The sequence below is a fragment of the Candidatus Acetatifactor stercoripullorum genome (assembly GCF_944382095.1).
Taxonomy (GTDB): Bacteria; Bacillota; Clostridia; order Lachnospirales; family Lachnospiraceae; genus Acetatifactor; species Acetatifactor stercoripullorum.
The window spans coordinates 1-14981 of sequence record NZ_CALWMU010000056.1; the positions used below are offsets into that span (position 1 = coordinate 1).

The following is a 14981-nucleotide window of genomic DNA, read 5'->3' on the forward strand; positions in this document are numbered from 1 at the left end:
GCAAATATGCTGGTTTCATCGGTGTGGGATATTGAGTTACCCCAAAAGAATCGTAGTGCTAAATCCTAAAGACGGGCGAGACAGCCTGTGCTACCTTTAAAGAACGTTAGAGGAGCATGGGCAGAACAGTAACACAAGCGTCGGAGAGCATCCGGCGCTTTTTTTCTAAGGAGCTTTCCCTGTTTGACACGGGTGTGGAAGCGGAATTTGGAGATCGCTTTCTCACGCTGTCTACCTGTTCCTATCAGGTAGAGGACGGGCGGTTTGTTGTGGTGGCAAAAGAGGTGGAGCCGGGAGATCAGTTTTTGCAAATTCGGGATTGACAAAGTGAAAATGTCATGCTACACTATAAAACGGTTCAAATGGAATAACAAGCAGAGTATCCACTCTCACCTTACGGCAGCTGAGCTTGTAAGCGTTCATATCTTATCTGCAGAAGCAGCAGGCATTTTTCTGGCGGAGTCAGACGAATCCGCTTAGTGTAGAGCAATGGCTGGGATGAGAATTTTGGTGGATAGTTTTGCTATCCATTTTTTATTGTAAAATTACTGTTTTCTTATGGAGGTATAAGGCCATTAGCGATTTAATGATTAACGAACAGATCAGAGACAAAGAGGTACGCTTAATTGGAGAAAACGGCGAACAGCTTGGGATTATGTCTTCCAGGGAAGCGATGAGACTGGCAGAGGAAGCCGGATTGGATTTGGTGAAGATCGCTCCCACCGCGAAGCCTCCTGTTTGTAAGATTGTCGATTACGGCAAATTCAAGTACGAACAGATCAGAAAGGAAAAGGAAGCCAGAAAGAAGCAGAGGACTATTGATGTAAAGGAGATTCGTCTGTCTCCCAACATTGACACCAATGACCTGAACACGAAGGTGAATGCAGCAAGAAAGTTTCTCACCAAAGGAGATAAGGTGAAGGTAACCCTTCGTTTCCGCGGCCGTGAGATGGCACATATGAATAACAGCAAGCATATTTTGGATGACTTTGCCGGGAGTCTGTCTGATATTGCGGTGGTGGAAAAAGCTCCCAAGGTAGAAGGAAGAAGCATGACTATGTTTTTAACTGAAAAACGTTAGTTGGTACAGTTAAAATAGATTAAGTAAATTTTAGGAGGAACCCGTTATGCCAAAAATGAAGACAAGCAGATCAGCAGCTAAGCGCTTTAAAGCTACAGGATCAGGTAAATTAAAGAGAGCGAAAGCCTATAAGAGCCATATCTTAACCAAGAAATCCACCAAAAGAAAACGTAATCTCAGAAAGCCTGCGATTACGGATGCAACCAATGTTAAGAATATGAAGAAGATTTTACCTTATTTATAATTGAGGTTAGGAGGAGAATAAGACATGGCAAGAATTAAAGGTGGCTTAAATGCCAGAAAGAAACATAACAGAGTGTTAAAGCTTGCAAAAGGCTATAGAGGAGCAAGAAGTAAGCAGTATAGAGTGGCAAAGCAGTCGGTGATGAGAGCGCTTGCCAGCTCCTATGTGGGAAGAAAGGAAAGAAAGCGCGAATTCAGACGCCTTTGGATTGCACGTATCAATGCTGCCGCAAGAATCAACGGCTTGTCCTACAGCAAATTTATGTATGGACTGAAGCTTGCAGGTGTTGATATCAATAGAAAGATGCTGGCAGAGATGGCCGTAAACGATGCTGAAGGCTTTAAGACGCTGGCAGAGCTGGCAAAGACAAAAATTGCGTAACAGACGGCGCCTGGCGGAGTAAGTCCGCCGGGTGTTTTTTGTGGCAGAATTTGATTTGATGGAGAAACGATGAAGCTTATTTTTTTTGATATAGATGGTACAATTATTGACGATGAGAAAAAGGAAATGTCCCAAAGCACCAAAGAGGCTATAGAGCAGGCCAGGAAAAATGGACATATCTGCGTAATCAATTCAGGCAGAACCTGGAAGATGGTAAAGGGTCAGGTGACCAAATTTACAGAGTTTGACGGTTATGTGCTGGGGTGCGGAACCATGGTGACTTATCAGGGCCAGGTTCTTTTGCATGAGAGCTTTTCGGAGGCCTTTTCCCGCAGGATCATAGAGGCCCTGGACAGATATAAAATTGACGCGGTGCTGGAGGGAGCGGAAAATAATTTTAAAGACAGCCCCCAGCGGATTCATTATGAGAAAGCTCGTGGTTTTATGGCGGGCTTTGAGGGAATGAATTTCGGGAGCTTTGAAGAGGCGCCCGGTCATTTTGACAAGTTTTATGCCTATGTGGAGGATCCGCAGAGCATAAGGGCCTTTTCGGAGGAGTTTTCCCAGGAGCTTTCTGTTGTGGATCGGGAACAGGGTTTTTATGAGATTATGCCAAAAGGGATTTCCAAAGCTACAGGGATACAGTTTCTGGCACAAAAGCTTGGGATTTCCATGGAGGATACTGTGGCAGTGGGCGACAGCAGCAATGATATCCCAATGCTGGAATGCGCTCATACAAGCATCGCTATGGGAAATGGAGTAAAAGCACTTTTGGAGATGGCGGATTATGTCACTACCGATGTGACACAGGATGGAATCAGGAACGCTTTAAAGTGGCTGGGGGTCATATAGCCCCCGGCCATTTTGTCCGTAAAAATAAAAAAGCACAAAAAAATGGAGATAGCGAGACTCGAACTCGTGACCTATACGTTGCGAACGTATCGCTCTCCCAGCTGAGCTATATCCCCATGAAGTGCAAATATAAAAGAAAAAGCAGATAACGGGAGTCGAACCCGCCTTTCCAGCTTGGGAAGCTAGCGTTCTACCGATGAACCATATCTGCATACATTAAAAATTCCGACTAGGTTATTATACAACATCTTGTGTGTTTTGACCAGCCCCAACTTAAAAAAATTTGAATAACAAAATTTGAAAAAAGCCCTCGCCTGAGAAAGAGCCTGCCGCATATCAGGAATAAGCGCGGGAGAAAGAGGCATACTAAGCCTGAAACAGACAGATTTGTTTTTTGTTTTGCCGTCAAAAACCTGATGCGCAAAAATAGCGCAGAAATGAGGAAAAGCATGAAATTGTCATTTCGCTGGTATGGAGAAGAAGATAAGGTTACGCTGGAGAAGATAAGGCAGATTCCCGGCATATATTCCATTGTCTCCGCCGTGTATGATGTACCGGTGGGGGAAGTGTGGAAAAAAGAGAGCATTGCCCGGCTTAGGCAGAAGGTGGAGGAAGCGGGAATGTGCCTGGAGGTAATTGAGAGCATTCCTGTCCATGAGGACATTAAGCTGGGTGCAGGAGACAGAGACCGCTATATTGAAAATTATTGTGAAAATATCCGCAGGGTGGCGGAGGCTGGAGTGAAGTGCATCTGTTATAATTTTATGCCTGTGTTTGACTGGACCAGGACGGAGCTTTTTCGTGTGCTGCCGGATGGCTCCACTACGCTGGCCTATGATCAAAGGCAGGTGGACGCGGTGAATCCCTTAAAGACGGACAGCGATCTGACGCTGCCTGGGTGGGACGCCAGCTATTCCAGAGAAGAGCTGAAAAGCATTGTTGCCAGATACCAGAATATGACGGAGGAAAAGCTGTGGGACAACCTTGCCTATTTTCTGGAGCGGGTTATTCCCGTAAGCGTCTCCTGCGGCGTAAACATGGCTATTCATGAGGATGATCCCTGCTGGAGCATTTTTGGACTGCCCCGTATCATTACAAACGAGGCCAATCTGGACCGTTTTTTAAAGCTGGTGGACGTACCAAATAACGGCATTACTCTATGCACCGGTTCTCTTGGCTGTTCGGGACATAACGATGTGGCCAAAATGGCGGCAAAATATGCAGCTATGGGACGGATTCATTTTGTGCACATGCGAAATGTGGCTGTGCTGCCGGAGGGCTTTGAAGAGAGGGCTCATCCGTCCTTCTGCGGGACCCTGGATATGTATGCCATCATGAAGGCTCTTTATGACAACGGCTTCCGGGGATACATCCGTCCGGATCACGGCAGAATGATCTGGGGGGAAACGGGGCGGCCGGGCTACGGTCTTTATGACAGAGCCCTGGGAGCATCTTACTTAAACGGTCTATGGGAGGCCATTGAAAAAAATGATTGACATATAATTGAGAAATCATTATACTAAATCTTGTCGGAAATAAAAACAGGTCTGAATGGTTTCGGATCTCATATGATCCTCCTTAGCTCAGTCGGTAGAGCATGCGGCTGTTAACCGCAGTGTCGTTGGTTCGAGTCCAACAGGGGGAGCTTTAGCAAATCCCGGAAGCGCTTCCCTGTAAGGCCTGCCGGGATTTTTTCTTTTGAAACCTGCAAATTACAAAAGCTCTTTGCAAGAGGAGAAAAAAGAGGTAAAATAAATAAGATATCTCCGGAGATTTTGCTCTGGGAAGGAAATGGAGGAAGCTATGGGCGTTTTATCCGGTTTGGAACCCGGCAATGTATTTTATTATTTTGAAGAAATTACAAAAATTCCCCACGGTTCGGGAAATGTAGATCGTATCAGCGATTATCTGGCGGCTTTTGCAAGGGAAAGGAATCTTTTCTGCATTCAGGATAAATGGAAAAACATTATTATCATTAAGGAGGCTTCTGCGGGCTATGAGGCGGAGCCTGCCGTAATTTTGCAGGGGCATATGGATATGGTTGCGGTAAAAAAGCCGGACTGTTCCATTGATCTGGAAAGGGACAGCCTTCGGGTAGCTGTGCGGGGAGATGAAATTTATGCGGAGGGCACCAGCCTTGGAGGTGACGACGGCATAGCGGTGGCGTATGCCCTTGCACTTTTGGACGCGGATCATATAAAGCATCCCCGGCTGGAGGTTGTGATCACAGTGGATGAGGAAGTGGGCATGGAGGGCGCAAGACAGATTGATCTTTCCATGCTGCGCGGGCATAGGATGCTGAATCTGGATTCTGAGGAGGAAGGAATTTTTCTGACCAGCTGTGCAGGAGGGGCCAGAGTGGACTGCCGGGTGCCGGTGGAATGGGAATCCTTTGAGGGCATAGCTTACGAGGTGCTCGTGGAGGGATTAAAGGGCGGACACTCGGGTACGGAGATTCAGAAGGAGAGAGGCAACGCTAATTGCCTGTTTGCCAGACTTCTGTGGAATTTGACGCAAAAGCTGGACGTGGGGATACAAAAGCTGGAAGGAGGGCTTGCCGACAATGCGATACCCAGGCAGACGAAGGCCGTACTTGTGATCGAGCCCAAGGACAGCGCTTCCTTTGCGGAAATCTGTGATGTGACCGCTGCCAGAATCGGAGAGGAGCTGGCAGTGAAGGACCCGGGCTTTACCATTGCTGTGGCAGAGAGGGGAAAGGGGAGCTTTTCCTGCGTCAATCGCCGGGATACCAGAAGAGCTGCCGCTTTTTTAAACAGTCTGCCAAACGGTGTGCAGGCTATGAGCGCGGATTTGCCGGGACTGGTGGAGACCTCTTTGAACCTGGGAATTCTGACGCTGGACAAGGGAGAGATTTGCGCGGAATTCTCGGTGCGCAGCAGTGTGGAAAGTGCAAAGGAAGCTTTGATTGCCAGGTTGTCCTGCATTACCAAGCTTGCCGGAGGAAATCAGACGGTGACAGGGGATTATCCGGGATGGAAGTATCGGGCGGATTCTCCTCTCAGGGAAAAGATGGTTGCTTTGTATGAAAAAATGTACGGAGAAAAGCCAAAGGTGGAGGCCATTCACGCGGGATTGGAATGTGGGCTTTTGGGAAGCAAGATCAGCGATCTGGACTGTGTTTCCTTTGGACCGCAGATGAGCGATATCCATACCACAGAGGAGTCTTTGAGTATTTCTTCCACAAAGCGTGTGTGGGAATATCTGGTGCGTCTGCTGGAAGAAAAGGATTGAGAAAGCTGTCTTTTATTTTTAGGAAGGGAAGCGCCGGAGAGCGCAGGTGATTTTGTGGGATTTGACAAAGAAAAAATCAAACAGATAAAAGGATTGATGGTGCTTGGAGCGGTGCTGGTGCTGGCGATTATTTACAGCAGCTCGGTGGTGGCAGGAATTGTGCTGGCCATCAACATTGCAAAACCGTTTATCTACGGCGGGGCAATCGCTTTTGTTTTGAACATCCCCATGAAGCTGGTGGAGAACAAGCTGTTAAGGAAATGGCGCGGAAAGGCAGCCGATAAGCTGAAGCGTCCGATCAGCATGGTGCTGTCCATCCTGCTGGTGCTTTTGATTATCGCGGTGGTGTTTAATACAGTGGTGCCTCAGCTGACGGCTACTATTGCAGAGATAGGGAGAAAAATCCCGGAATTTGCGCAACAGGTGGTGAGCATGCTGGACGAATTCAGTCAGAATTACCCTCAGCTGGAGGAGCAGGTATCGAAGCTGGAGAGCCTCCGGATTAATTGGGAAAGTCTTGCAGACGGCGTAATTAATTTTTTGAAAAACGGCATGAGCAGCATGCTGACCTCTACGGTTACCTTTGCAAGCAGCGTGATCGGCGGCGTGGTGAATCTCTTTATTTCCGTTGTGTTTGCACTGTATATCCTGGGGCAGAAAGAAAAGCTGGAGGACCAAGGAAAACGTATTGTGACAGCCTACTTCCCCAAGAAGGCGTCCGATAAAATTCTTGAGGTGATGGCGCTTTTGTATAAGAATTTCAGCAATTTTATCACCGGACAGTGTACGGAGGCTGTTATACTGGGAACCATGTTTGTGATTGCCATGACGATTTTCCGTATGCCCTATGCGGTTTTGGTGGGGGTTTTGGTGGCCTTTACGGCGCTGATTCCCATTGTAGGCGCCTTTATCGGCTGTATTGTAGGTGCATTTCTGATTTTGATTGACGATCCCATTCTGGCAGTCTGGTTTGTACTAATGTTCTTAGTGCTGCAGCAGCTTGAGGGAAATCTGATTTATCCCAAGGTGGTGGGCAATTCCGTGGGACTGCCTTCCATGTGGGTTTTGATGGCTGTAAGCCTTGGCGGAAGCCTGTTTGGCGTAGCCGGCATGCTGTTTTTCATTCCTCTTTTTTCCACCTTTTATGTTCTGCTTCGGGAGAGTGTGAACAGCAGAAATGCCGCAAAGCAAGCCTTGCAGAAGATTCAGGCAGACCGGGAAATGGAGGAAATCCAGATATCCGGGCCGGAGGATGATATGGAGGAAAAAGATGAGTGATTTTGATTATAAAAAGGTAAAAGACCCTGAATATTTTCAGGAGAACAGACTGCCCGCCCATTCGGATCATGTGTTTTATCCGGATATGGAGGCTCTGAAACGGAAGGAAAACAGCTTCCGGTACAGTTTAAATGGTCTGTGGAAGTTTGCTTATGCGAGAAACTATCACTCTGTGATAAAGGGGTTTTGGTCTGCAGATTATGACTGCAGATCCTGGGAGGATATCCGGGTGCCCGCCCATATCCAGCTGGAAGGCTATGATATTCCTCAGTATGTAAACGTACAGTATCCCTGGGACGGCAGGGAACAGATTGAGCCGGGGCAGATACCGGAGGAATTTAATCCTGCAGCCTGCTATGTGAAATATTTCCGGGTGCCTGAAAGCATGAAAGAGGGACCTGTCTATATTTCCTTTCAGGGCGTGGAAAGCGCTCTGGCTCTTTGGTGCAACGGTTCCTTCGTGGGCTATGGAGCGGACAGCTTTACTCCCTCTGAGTTTGATTTGACCCCCTTCTTGCAGGAAGGAGAAAACAAGCTGGCGGCGGTGGTTTTTAAATGGTGTGCGGGAAGCTGGTGCGAGGATCAGGACTTTTTCCGGTTTTCTGGGATTTTCCGGGATGTTTATCTCTATACCGTGCCTGGCGTGCATATAAGGGATTTAAAGGTGCGCACTCTTTTAAATGACAGCTTTGACCGGGCGGTTCTGGCTCTTGATTTGGAGCTGACAGGCAAAGGACGGATTGACGCCCTTTTATACCATGAGGGAGAAGAAGGCCAGTCTGCAGGGGAATGGAAGGGTGAGGCGGATGATAAAACCCACATTGAGATTCCTGTGGAGCATCCTGCGCTGTGGAGCGCTGAGGAGCCGAATCTTTATCAGTTAGTGCTTCAGGTGACGGCGCCGGAGGGAGAGCTTGCGGAGGTTGTGGCCCAGCCGGTGGGATTTAGACGTTTTGAAATCGTTGATTCCATTATGCGTCTGAACGGAAAGCGTATTGTATTTAAGGGCGTCAACCGCCACGAATTCAGCTCCCTGACTGGACGGGTGGTGAGCCATGAGGAGCTTTGGCAGGATCTGGTGACCATGAAGCAGAATAATATCAATGCAGTCCGCACCTGCCATTATCCCAATGATTCAAAATTGTATGAGCTGTGCGACAGGCTGGGAATTTATGTGCTGGATGAGTGTAATCTGGAATCCCACGGCTCCTGGGATCCGGTGGCCAGAAAGATAGCGGACATCGACTCTGTGGTGCCGGGGAATAAGCCGGAGTGGAACGCTATGGTTTTGGATCGGGCAAATTCCCTGTATCAGAGAGACAAAAACCACCCTTGTGTGTTGATCTGGTCCTGCGGAAATGAGTCCTATGGCGGGAAAAATATTTACGATATGGCACAGCTTTTCCGGGAAAAGGATCCGGAAAGAGTGGTGCATTACGAGGGAATATTTAATGACAGACGTTATCCCGATACCAGCGATGTGGAAAGCCAGATGTATACATCTGCACAAAAGATTGAAGAGTGGCTTAAGCGGGATCGAAGCAAGCCCTTTATCTGCTGCGAATATGCCCACGCTATGGGCAACTCCTGCGGCGCTCTGCACAAATATACGGATTTGACAGACAGGGAGCCCTTGTATCAGGGAGGCTTTATCTGGGATTATATTGATCAGTCTCTTACCAGGAAGGATCGGTATGGCAATGAATTTCAAGCCTATGGCGGCGACTTTGGGGATCGTCCCACAGATTTTAATTTCAGCGGGAACGGAATCGTCTATGGAGGAGACCGGAAGCCCTCTCCTAAAATGCAGGAGGTAAAATACGATTATCAGAATATTGGGGTTACGGTGACGGAGGATGCGGTCACTGTCTGCAACAAGAATCTTTTTATGAATACGGATGCTTTTGCCTGTGTGGTTTTTGTGGAGAAAGAGGGAAGACTCCTTTCCCAGGCGGACTTAAATGTATCCGTGGAGCCCGGAGGCACTGCCAGATTTGGGCTGCCGGTGAGCCTGCCCGAGGAAGCTGGAGAGTATACAGTGACGGTTTCCTTCCGGCTGAAGGAGGACACTCTGTGGGCCAGGGCAGGACATGAGGTGGCCTTTGGACAGGGTGTGTTTGCCAGAGGGGAGGGCTTGATCTGCGACAGGCCCATTGCTGTGAAGCGTCCCCTTGAGGTGGTATATGGCAAGCTGAATCTGGGAGTAAAGGGAGAAGGCTTCTCAGCGCTGTTTTCCTATAACTTTGGGGGGCTTGTGTCCTATCGGTATGGGGGAAGGGAGCTGCTCAAAAGCATTCCGAAGCCCAATTTCTGGCGGGCGCCTATCGACAATGATTGTGGAAACGACATGATGAATCGCAAGGGGCAGTGGAAGCTGGCAAGTATGTATCTGACCTTCCATTCTCAGGCAGACGATGTGATAAGGCCACAGGAGGTAAATCCCGTGGTAAAGGAAGAGGACGGCTGTGTAGAGGTGGATTACCATTATTATATGCCCACCAAACCCGCTTCTGACTGCAGGCTGCGCTATCGTGTGTACGGAGACGGAACCATTCAGGTGACGCTTTCCTATGATCCGGTAAAGGAGCTTGGGGATATGCCGGAGTTTGGCGTAATGCTTAAGATGGATGCCGATTACGACAGGCTGGAATGGTATGGGAACGGACCGGAGGAAACCTATTGGGACAGAAAAAGAGGCGCAAAGCTGGGTCTGTACCGCAACAGGGTTTCGGACAATCTGGCGTGTTACATGGTGCCTCAGGAGTGCGGCTGCAAAACGGATGTGCGTTACGCTAAGGTTACGGACGCAAAGGGGAGAGGATTGCTCTTTGCAGGAGACAAAATACATTTTTCGGCCCTTCCCTATACGCCTCACGAGATGGAGAATGCCATGCACCCTTATGAGCTGCCCCAAGTGCATTATACAGTGATCCGCGCTGACCTTGCGCAGATGGGCGTGGGCGGCGATGACAGCTGGGGAGCCAGAACCCACGAGGAATATCTGCTGGATGTGAGCAAAAAAATGGAATTTACCTTCTATATGAAGGGTATCTGATTTTGAGGTGAGCTATGCGGGCGGCGATGACACAGATGAATATGGTATGGGAGAACCGGGAAGCCAACCTGAAAAAGGGGGAGGCATTGGTGAAAAGGGCCAGAGAGGAAGGCGCGGAGCTTGTGATTTTTCCGGAAATGTCCTTTACCGGGTTTTCCATGAATCTGGATATAGCGGCGGAGGAAGTTCTTCGCTGGGAGCTCCTGCAGGCCGAAGCGGTTCCCGTGACTCCCTCGGCCCAGAAGGTGCTGGAATGGTCCCTTGCCTATGACATGGCTGTGATATTCGGCTATGTGATCAAAAGAGAGGGTAGGGGCGTCAACTGCCTTATGGCGGCAGACCGGGGCCGGGTTTCCGCCTATTATGAAAAAATACATCCCTTTACCTATGGGGAGGAGGGAAGGTATTTTACAGGGGGCAGCAGATTGAGCAAATGCACATTGGGAGACATCTCCTTTGGGATGTTTATCTGCTATGATCTGCGCTTCCCCGAAATTTTTCAGGCTGTGTCCAAGGATTGTACAGCTGCAGTTGTGATTGCTAATTGGCCGAGGGAGCGTTTGGAACACTGGAGAGCGCTTCTGCAGGCCAGAGCCATTGAAAACCAGTGCTATCTGCTGGGGGTCAACCGCATTGGAGAAGGTGGAGGACTTACCTATGCAGAAAGCAGTATTTGCTTTGACCCTTACGGCAGACAGGTTCCAGGGCATCAGGTCATATTGGAGAAAGGAAAGGAAGAGGCGGATGGTGACGATGATGCTTTTGGGGACAGTCTGGTATTTGTAGAGCTGGAGCCGCAGATGGCAGTGGAATATCGAAACCGGTTTCCTTTAAAGCAGGACAGGAGAGAAGAGTTGTATAGAAGCTTGCTTTAGAGAGCGGGCTTATCGGGCAGCCCGCTCTGAGGCAGGACTGAATTGTAACAAAAATTGATACAATTTTTAAAAAAACTATTGCTTTTTTCCCCGGGACAGGTTATAATGCTTATTGTGTTACGGGGTGTGGCTCAGTTTGGTTAGAGCGCCGTCTTAGGGAGGCGGAGGTCGCGAGTTCGAATCCCGCCACTCCGATAGAAGAGTCTGTTTCATAACAGGCTCTTTTTTTCATCCGCAGGAAAAGGAAAGAAATATCCTGCGGATGAAAGAACCTTCCAGCGGCGTACGCTGTGTCAGCAGGAAGGCTTAGGAGGCTTCTTGCAGTCTTCAAGAAGCGGCTTTACCAATTCAAGCTTTGCTTTTAACACAAATTCCAGAGTGGTGAGTTTATCAACCATTTCTTCCACTGATTTATTGATTTCAAGCAAATCCCGATGGGAGCAGTCCTTCATGGCGATTGCTTTTTGCAGCTTTTCGCCCTCGGCGTTCAGAATATGGGAGATAGCGGTTTCTTCCAGTGCAACGGACTGCAGAAGCGAAGCGGCGGCACAGCATTTATCGATGTTGGCGCATTCAATTTTAGGCATGCTCATGTTTATTGATTCCTTTTGTTTTTTATATCATATGCAAAACAGATAAAAGAGTTAATGCCCGAAAATACCTGAGAAAGGTACTTGGAGGAATTGCAGGAAGCTCTCCGGGATGCTACAATAGACTGACAAGGAATCGGGAGGAATGATTATGAGAAAGGTAAGGCTGCTGCCAGGAATCCTTCTGCTCCTTATAGCGGCGGGAGCGGCGGCACTGTTGATCCGTTTTTTCCCTTGTTTGCAGGGAGCGGCATTTTTAAATCAAAACGGGGATTGGGGAAGGCTGTCCTTTGATGTGACACTTAAGCTTTCAGAAGAGGCGCTGTCCCAGGAGCAGACGGCATTTTTTGATACATTGGCCCAAATAACGGGAACAGGAAAAGAAGCCCTGCTGACGCTTCATATCAGAGGACAGTCCTGGGAAGAGCTGCTTTATTTTGAGATTATACCGGGAGGATCGGAGGTTCCCCTTACGGAGCTGTATCTGGGAGAGCAGCAGGATGTGGTAAACGCCGCCATGCTGTATAACGCAGTCCGCAGCAATCTGGCAGGACAGTATGAGCTGCTGGATCTGCTGCTGCCACAGTGGAGCGGAGAAGAATATATGTCCCTTGAGCAGGCCGGACAGATGCTGGGACTGGATTTGAGCTGGTTAGGAGATTTTTCACTGTCAGATTATGAAAATATGTTTTCTTATTGGGAATATTTTGTTATGCTTGCAGTAATGAAACCTGAAAGAGCGTCGGACGGTTCCATGGAATTTTCTCTGCATACAGATTTTGCAGAGGGAGAGCAGGAAAAGGAGGGCAGTGCGGATTTGAAACTGCGGCTGCAAAAAAACGATGATCCGTCTGTTCTTTCTGCGGAATTTGAAGTAAACAATCTGCCGATGGCTCTTGATAAGCTGGATTCTCTTCTTGTCAGAATGGGAAGGGAGGAAAGCTTTTCAGAAAGGGAGGGGCTTAGGCGGATCGAAAGCCTTGCGGGAAGCCTTACCATAGGCGAGGCGCATCAGCTGCAGATGCCGGATGCCCTGATGGATCAGGATACGGTGGAGCGGATTGCTGCAATACGGCAGATTCTGCAGGAAATGCTGGGAAGATGATAGCTTATTGACGTGACTGTGGAATAAATGATACCATACATAGTAAGTACGGAACCTTTATAAAACCGGATCAATAATGAAAAGGTGCGGGAAGATGAAAAAGAATGCAGCAAAATATAAAATTTTAAATTATATGCTGAATCGGGGAAATGTATTTAAGCTGGAATTGGCTCAAGAGCTGAATCTCAGTATGCCTACTGTTTTATCCAATATCAACGAATTGATGGCCACAGGATTGATTGTGGAGGTTGGAGAGTCCCGAAATACCGGCGGCAGAAAGGCGCATGCTGTGGGGATTCAGAAGAATTACCGATATTCCCTTGGGGTGGACATCACGGCAAATCATATTGGAATCGTATTGGTGAACTTAGGCGGAGAGGTGATTGCGCAGGAGCGTGTGCGGGAGAAATTTGAGCCCAATACGGCGTATCTGATTAGGCTGTCAGAGAGGGTAAAGGATTTCTGCGCAAGGCAGCAGATGAAAGAGAAGCTGTTGGGAATTGGGATTTCCCTGCCTGGAATCGTTAATGAAAAAGAGAGGATTCTGGTGAAATCCCATACACTGAAGCTGGAAAATTACAGCCTGAAAACTATGGAACAGCTGATGCCTTTTCCGGTACATTTTGAAAATGACGCAAATGCGGCTATGCTGGCCGAGCATCCCAGCGCAATCAAAAATATAGTATATTTGTCTCTAAACAATACCCTGGGAGGAGCAGTGTGCATTCATGGGGAGCTGTTTATAGGGGATAACCGGAAAGCGGGAGAGATTGGACATATGATTCTAAAGCCGGGAGGGAAGCAGTGCTATTGCGGAAAACAAGGCTGCGCCGACGCTTATTGCGCAGCAAGCGTATTGACGCAAAATGGAAGGGAACCTTTGGAAAGTTTTATGGAAAGGATTCCTGCAGATAAAAAGACAAGGGAAATCTGGGATGCGTATTTGGATGATCTGGCTATGCTGATTTCTAATATCAGAATGTTTATGGATACAGACATTATGCTGGGCGGAGAGGTTGGAGGGTATCTAAGTAATTACAGTCTTGAACTGGGGGAGAAAATATCAAAATATAATTTATTTGACAGGGATATAAGTTATTTGAAAAATTGTGCTTATAAAATGGAAGCAAGGGGGCTCGAACCCCTTGTTTTACAGCCCAAAAACATTGGTTTTATAAGGTATTTTCTATTTTATGACAAAATTCATGACAAAATTTGCGAAAGGATATATTCAGCGGCCTGTTGCTGCATTTGTAACTTCCTGTCGTCTAAGGCATGGCGGTATACTGATTTTAGCACATTGTCAGATTTCCAGCCGCCAGCAGCCATAATGTAGCTGTCAGGGATTCCCATTGCGTGTGACATGGAGGCGTAGTAATGCCGGAGGGCATGGAGCCTAAAGTGGGGGATATTAAGTGCAGTTTGCGCACGGTTCAGGAATTTTAGTATCTGTCCAGGGTAACCCTTGTAAATACAGCCTTTTTCATTGATCAGTTTAACCACGTAGTCGGGAAGATAGATTTCTCTGGCGCTGTCTGTTGTCTTGGTTGACTTTATGACATATTCATTGCTGTCGTTCTGCACCAATGCCTTATTGATCGTCAGGATGTTTCCATTTAGGTCATCGAGTGACAATGCACATATTTCTGAACGCCGCAGGCCAAATGTAGCCAAAATAATAGGGATTTCATAAGCAGTGCCTTTTGCATATTCCAATATTTTTTTTATATCACTGTCAGAAGGAACATAGGGTTCCGATTTAATTTTTTGAGGAAGGGTAGTGGATATTTTAACATCAGGACGAAACATTCCCAAAACGGCAGAGATAAATCCATTGATGTTGCGGACTGTTTTCGGAGAATGGCCGGAGGAATAGTCATTAATTTCTTTCTGCACATCAATAGGAGTAATATCATTAAGATTCATTTTTGAAAAACTTTCCGAAATGCGCCGCTGGATGCCACGGTATCCAGTTATTGTGGAGGGGGACAGGACATTTTCTTTTACTTCGATGTATTTATCAGATGCTTCACGGAAGGTCATATGAGTCTTTCGCGTCTGTACCTTGTCCATTTCAGCAGCAAGCAGCTGCAGAGCCTCTTTTTGTGTGGGCTTGTATTCTGTAATGACAGTGTAGGTGGTGCCTTTGTACATTTTCCTGATCCGGTAGGAGCCGGATGGCAGCTTTTCAATTTTCATGGGTATCCTCCTTTTCTTAAAAAAGGGCGCAAAAATGCCCGGCAGCAAGGTTTTCTTGCTTTCTTGCCG

At 47.7% G+C, this 14981-nt stretch carries 13 protein-coding genes, 4 tRNA genes and 1 pseudogene; 14 read left to right on the plus strand and 4 right to left on the minus strand.

What is annotated here, in order from left to right; genetic code table 11:
* The first annotated feature begins 116 nt into the window (after nucleotides 1–116).
* The 5 genes from SHK35_RS13060 to SHK35_RS13080 all read left to right on the plus strand — a co-directional run bounded on the left by SHK35_RS13060 (nucleotide 117) and on the right by SHK35_RS13080 (nucleotide 2558).
* A complete protein-coding gene (locus SHK35_RS13060; protein ID WP_318708060.1) occupies nucleotides 117–323 on the plus strand; it encodes a hypothetical protein in 207 nt (68 codons plus the stop codon).
* 263 nt (nucleotides 324–586) lie between these two features.
* A complete protein-coding gene (gene infC, locus SHK35_RS13065; RefSeq protein ID WP_318704938.1) occupies nucleotides 587–1081 on the plus strand; it encodes a translation initiation factor IF-3 in 495 nt (164 codons plus the stop codon).
* A gap of 46 nt (nucleotides 1082–1127) precedes the next feature.
* Nucleotides 1128–1325, plus strand: a complete 198-nt coding sequence (rpmI, locus tag SHK35_RS13070) for a 50S ribosomal protein L35 (protein WP_318704939.1) — start codon at nucleotides 1128–1130, stop codon at nucleotides 1323–1325.
* Nucleotides 1326–1349: 24 nt separating this feature from the next.
* Nucleotides 1350–1706, plus strand: a complete 357-nt coding sequence (rplT, locus tag SHK35_RS13075; RefSeq protein ID WP_318704940.1) for a 50S ribosomal protein L20 — start codon at nucleotides 1350–1352, stop codon at nucleotides 1704–1706.
* Between the two features lie 69 nt (nucleotides 1707–1775).
* Entirely contained in the window at nucleotides 1776–2558 is a 783-nt protein-coding gene (locus tag SHK35_RS13080; RefSeq protein ID WP_318710110.1) for an HAD family hydrolase, read from the plus strand.
* A 43-nt stretch (nucleotides 2559–2601) separates the two neighbouring features.
* Here the strand turns inward: SHK35_RS13080 and SHK35_RS13085 are convergent.
* Nucleotides 2602–2674: transfer RNA gene (locus SHK35_RS13085), tRNA-Ala, on the minus strand.
* A gap of 24 nt (nucleotides 2675–2698) precedes the next feature.
* Nucleotides 2699–2769, minus strand: a tRNA-Gly gene (locus SHK35_RS13090).
* Between the two features lie 238 nt (nucleotides 2770–3007).
* On the opposite strand from SHK35_RS13090, the gene SHK35_RS13095 reads away from it, so the two are divergent.
* The 7 genes from SHK35_RS13095 to SHK35_RS13125 all read left to right on the plus strand — a co-directional run bounded on the left by SHK35_RS13095 (nucleotide 3008) and on the right by SHK35_RS13125 (nucleotide 11213).
* On the plus strand, nucleotides 3008–4054 hold the full coding sequence (locus SHK35_RS13095; protein WP_318710111.1) for a mannonate dehydratase: 1047 nt from the start codon (nucleotides 3008–3010) through the stop codon (nucleotides 4052–4054).
* Between the two features lie 76 nt (nucleotides 4055–4130).
* Nucleotides 4131–4203 (plus strand) — tRNA-Asn (locus SHK35_RS13100).
* Between the two features lie 158 nt (nucleotides 4204–4361).
* Complete coding sequence (locus tag SHK35_RS13105) at nucleotides 4362–5810, plus strand: aminoacyl-histidine dipeptidase (protein WP_318710112.1); 1449 nt, start codon at nucleotides 4362–4364, stop codon at nucleotides 5808–5810.
* A 54-nt stretch (nucleotides 5811–5864) separates the two neighbouring features.
* Nucleotides 5865–7088, plus strand: coding sequence for an AI-2E family transporter (locus SHK35_RS13110; RefSeq protein WP_318704944.1), 1224 nt, complete (start codon nucleotides 5865–5867; stop codon nucleotides 7086–7088).
* The gene (locus SHK35_RS13115; protein WP_318710113.1) at nucleotides 7081–10143 is read left to right on the plus strand and encodes a glycoside hydrolase family 2 TIM barrel-domain containing protein; all 3063 of its coding nucleotides are present in this window, start codon (nucleotides 7081–7083) and stop codon (nucleotides 10141–10143) included. The genes SHK35_RS13110 and SHK35_RS13115 overlap by 8 nt, the downstream gene beginning before the upstream one ends.
* 26 nt (nucleotides 10144–10169) lie before the next feature.
* A complete protein-coding gene (locus tag SHK35_RS13120) occupies nucleotides 10170–11018 on the plus strand; it encodes a nitrilase-related carbon-nitrogen hydrolase (protein ID WP_318710114.1) in 849 nt (282 codons plus the stop codon).
* 120 nt (nucleotides 11019–11138) lie between these two features.
* Nucleotides 11139–11213: transfer RNA gene (locus tag SHK35_RS13125), tRNA-Pro, on the plus strand.
* 98 nt (nucleotides 11214–11311) lie between these two features.
* Here the strand turns inward: SHK35_RS13125 and SHK35_RS13130 are convergent.
* Nucleotides 11312–11611, minus strand: a complete 300-nt coding sequence (locus SHK35_RS13130) for a hypothetical protein (protein WP_318704947.1) — start codon at nucleotides 11609–11611, stop codon at nucleotides 11312–11314.
* Between the two features lie 148 nt (nucleotides 11612–11759).
* Here SHK35_RS13130 and SHK35_RS13135 point away from each other — a divergent pair, with 148 nt between their 5' ends.
* Both SHK35_RS13135 and SHK35_RS13140 read left to right on the plus strand, forming a co-directional pair.
* Nucleotides 11760–12713, plus strand: a complete 954-nt coding sequence (locus SHK35_RS13135) for a hypothetical protein (protein ID WP_318710115.1) — start codon at nucleotides 11760–11762, stop codon at nucleotides 12711–12713.
* Between the two features lie 94 nt (nucleotides 12714–12807).
* Complete coding sequence (locus SHK35_RS13140; RefSeq protein ID WP_318710116.1) at nucleotides 12808–14049, plus strand: ROK family transcriptional regulator; 1242 nt, start codon at nucleotides 12808–12810, stop codon at nucleotides 14047–14049.
* Here the strand turns inward: SHK35_RS13140 and SHK35_RS13145 are convergent.
* Nucleotides 14040–14912 (minus strand): annotated as a pseudogene (locus tag SHK35_RS13145) (site-specific integrase); the annotation flags it as partial. The gene SHK35_RS13140 and the pseudogene SHK35_RS13145 sit on opposite strands and share 10 nt — an antisense overlap.
* Between the last annotated feature and the right edge of the window lie 69 nt (nucleotides 14913–14981).

Coding starts and splice junctions, on each gene's coding strand:
- rplT (WP_318704940.1), top strand. CDS start 1,350: ATGGCAAGAATTAAAGGTGGCTTAAATGCCAGAAAGAAACATAACAGA.
- SHK35_RS13130 (WP_318704947.1), bottom strand. CDS start 11,611: ATGAGCATGCCTAAAATTGAATGCGCCAACATCGATAAATGCTGTGCC.
- SHK35_RS13120 (WP_318710114.1), top strand. CDS start 10,170: ATGACACAGATGAATATGGTATGGGAGAACCGGGAAGCCAACCTGAAA.
- SHK35_RS13135 (WP_318710115.1), top strand. CDS start 11,760: ATGAGAAAGGTAAGGCTGCTGCCAGGAATCCTTCTGCTCCTTATAGCG.
- SHK35_RS13115 (WP_318710113.1), top strand. CDS start 7,081: ATGAGTGATTTTGATTATAAAAAGGTAAAAGACCCTGAATATTTTCAG.
- rpmI (WP_318704939.1), top strand. CDS start 1,128: ATGCCAAAAATGAAGACAAGCAGATCAGCAGCTAAGCGCTTTAAAGCT.
- SHK35_RS13140 (WP_318710116.1), top strand. CDS start 12,808: ATGAAAAAGAATGCAGCAAAATATAAAATTTTAAATTATATGCTGAAT.
- SHK35_RS13080 (WP_318710110.1), top strand. CDS start 1,776: ATGAAGCTTATTTTTTTTGATATAGATGGTACAATTATTGACGATGAG.
- SHK35_RS13060 (WP_318708060.1), top strand. CDS start 117: ATGGGCAGAACAGTAACACAAGCGTCGGAGAGCATCCGGCGCTTTTTT.
- SHK35_RS13105 (WP_318710112.1), top strand. CDS start 4,362: ATGGGCGTTTTATCCGGTTTGGAACCCGGCAATGTATTTTATTATTTT.
- infC (WP_318704938.1), top strand. CDS start 587: ATGATTAACGAACAGATCAGAGACAAAGAGGTACGCTTAATTGGAGAA.
- SHK35_RS13095 (WP_318710111.1), top strand. CDS start 3,008: ATGAAATTGTCATTTCGCTGGTATGGAGAAGAAGATAAGGTTACGCTG.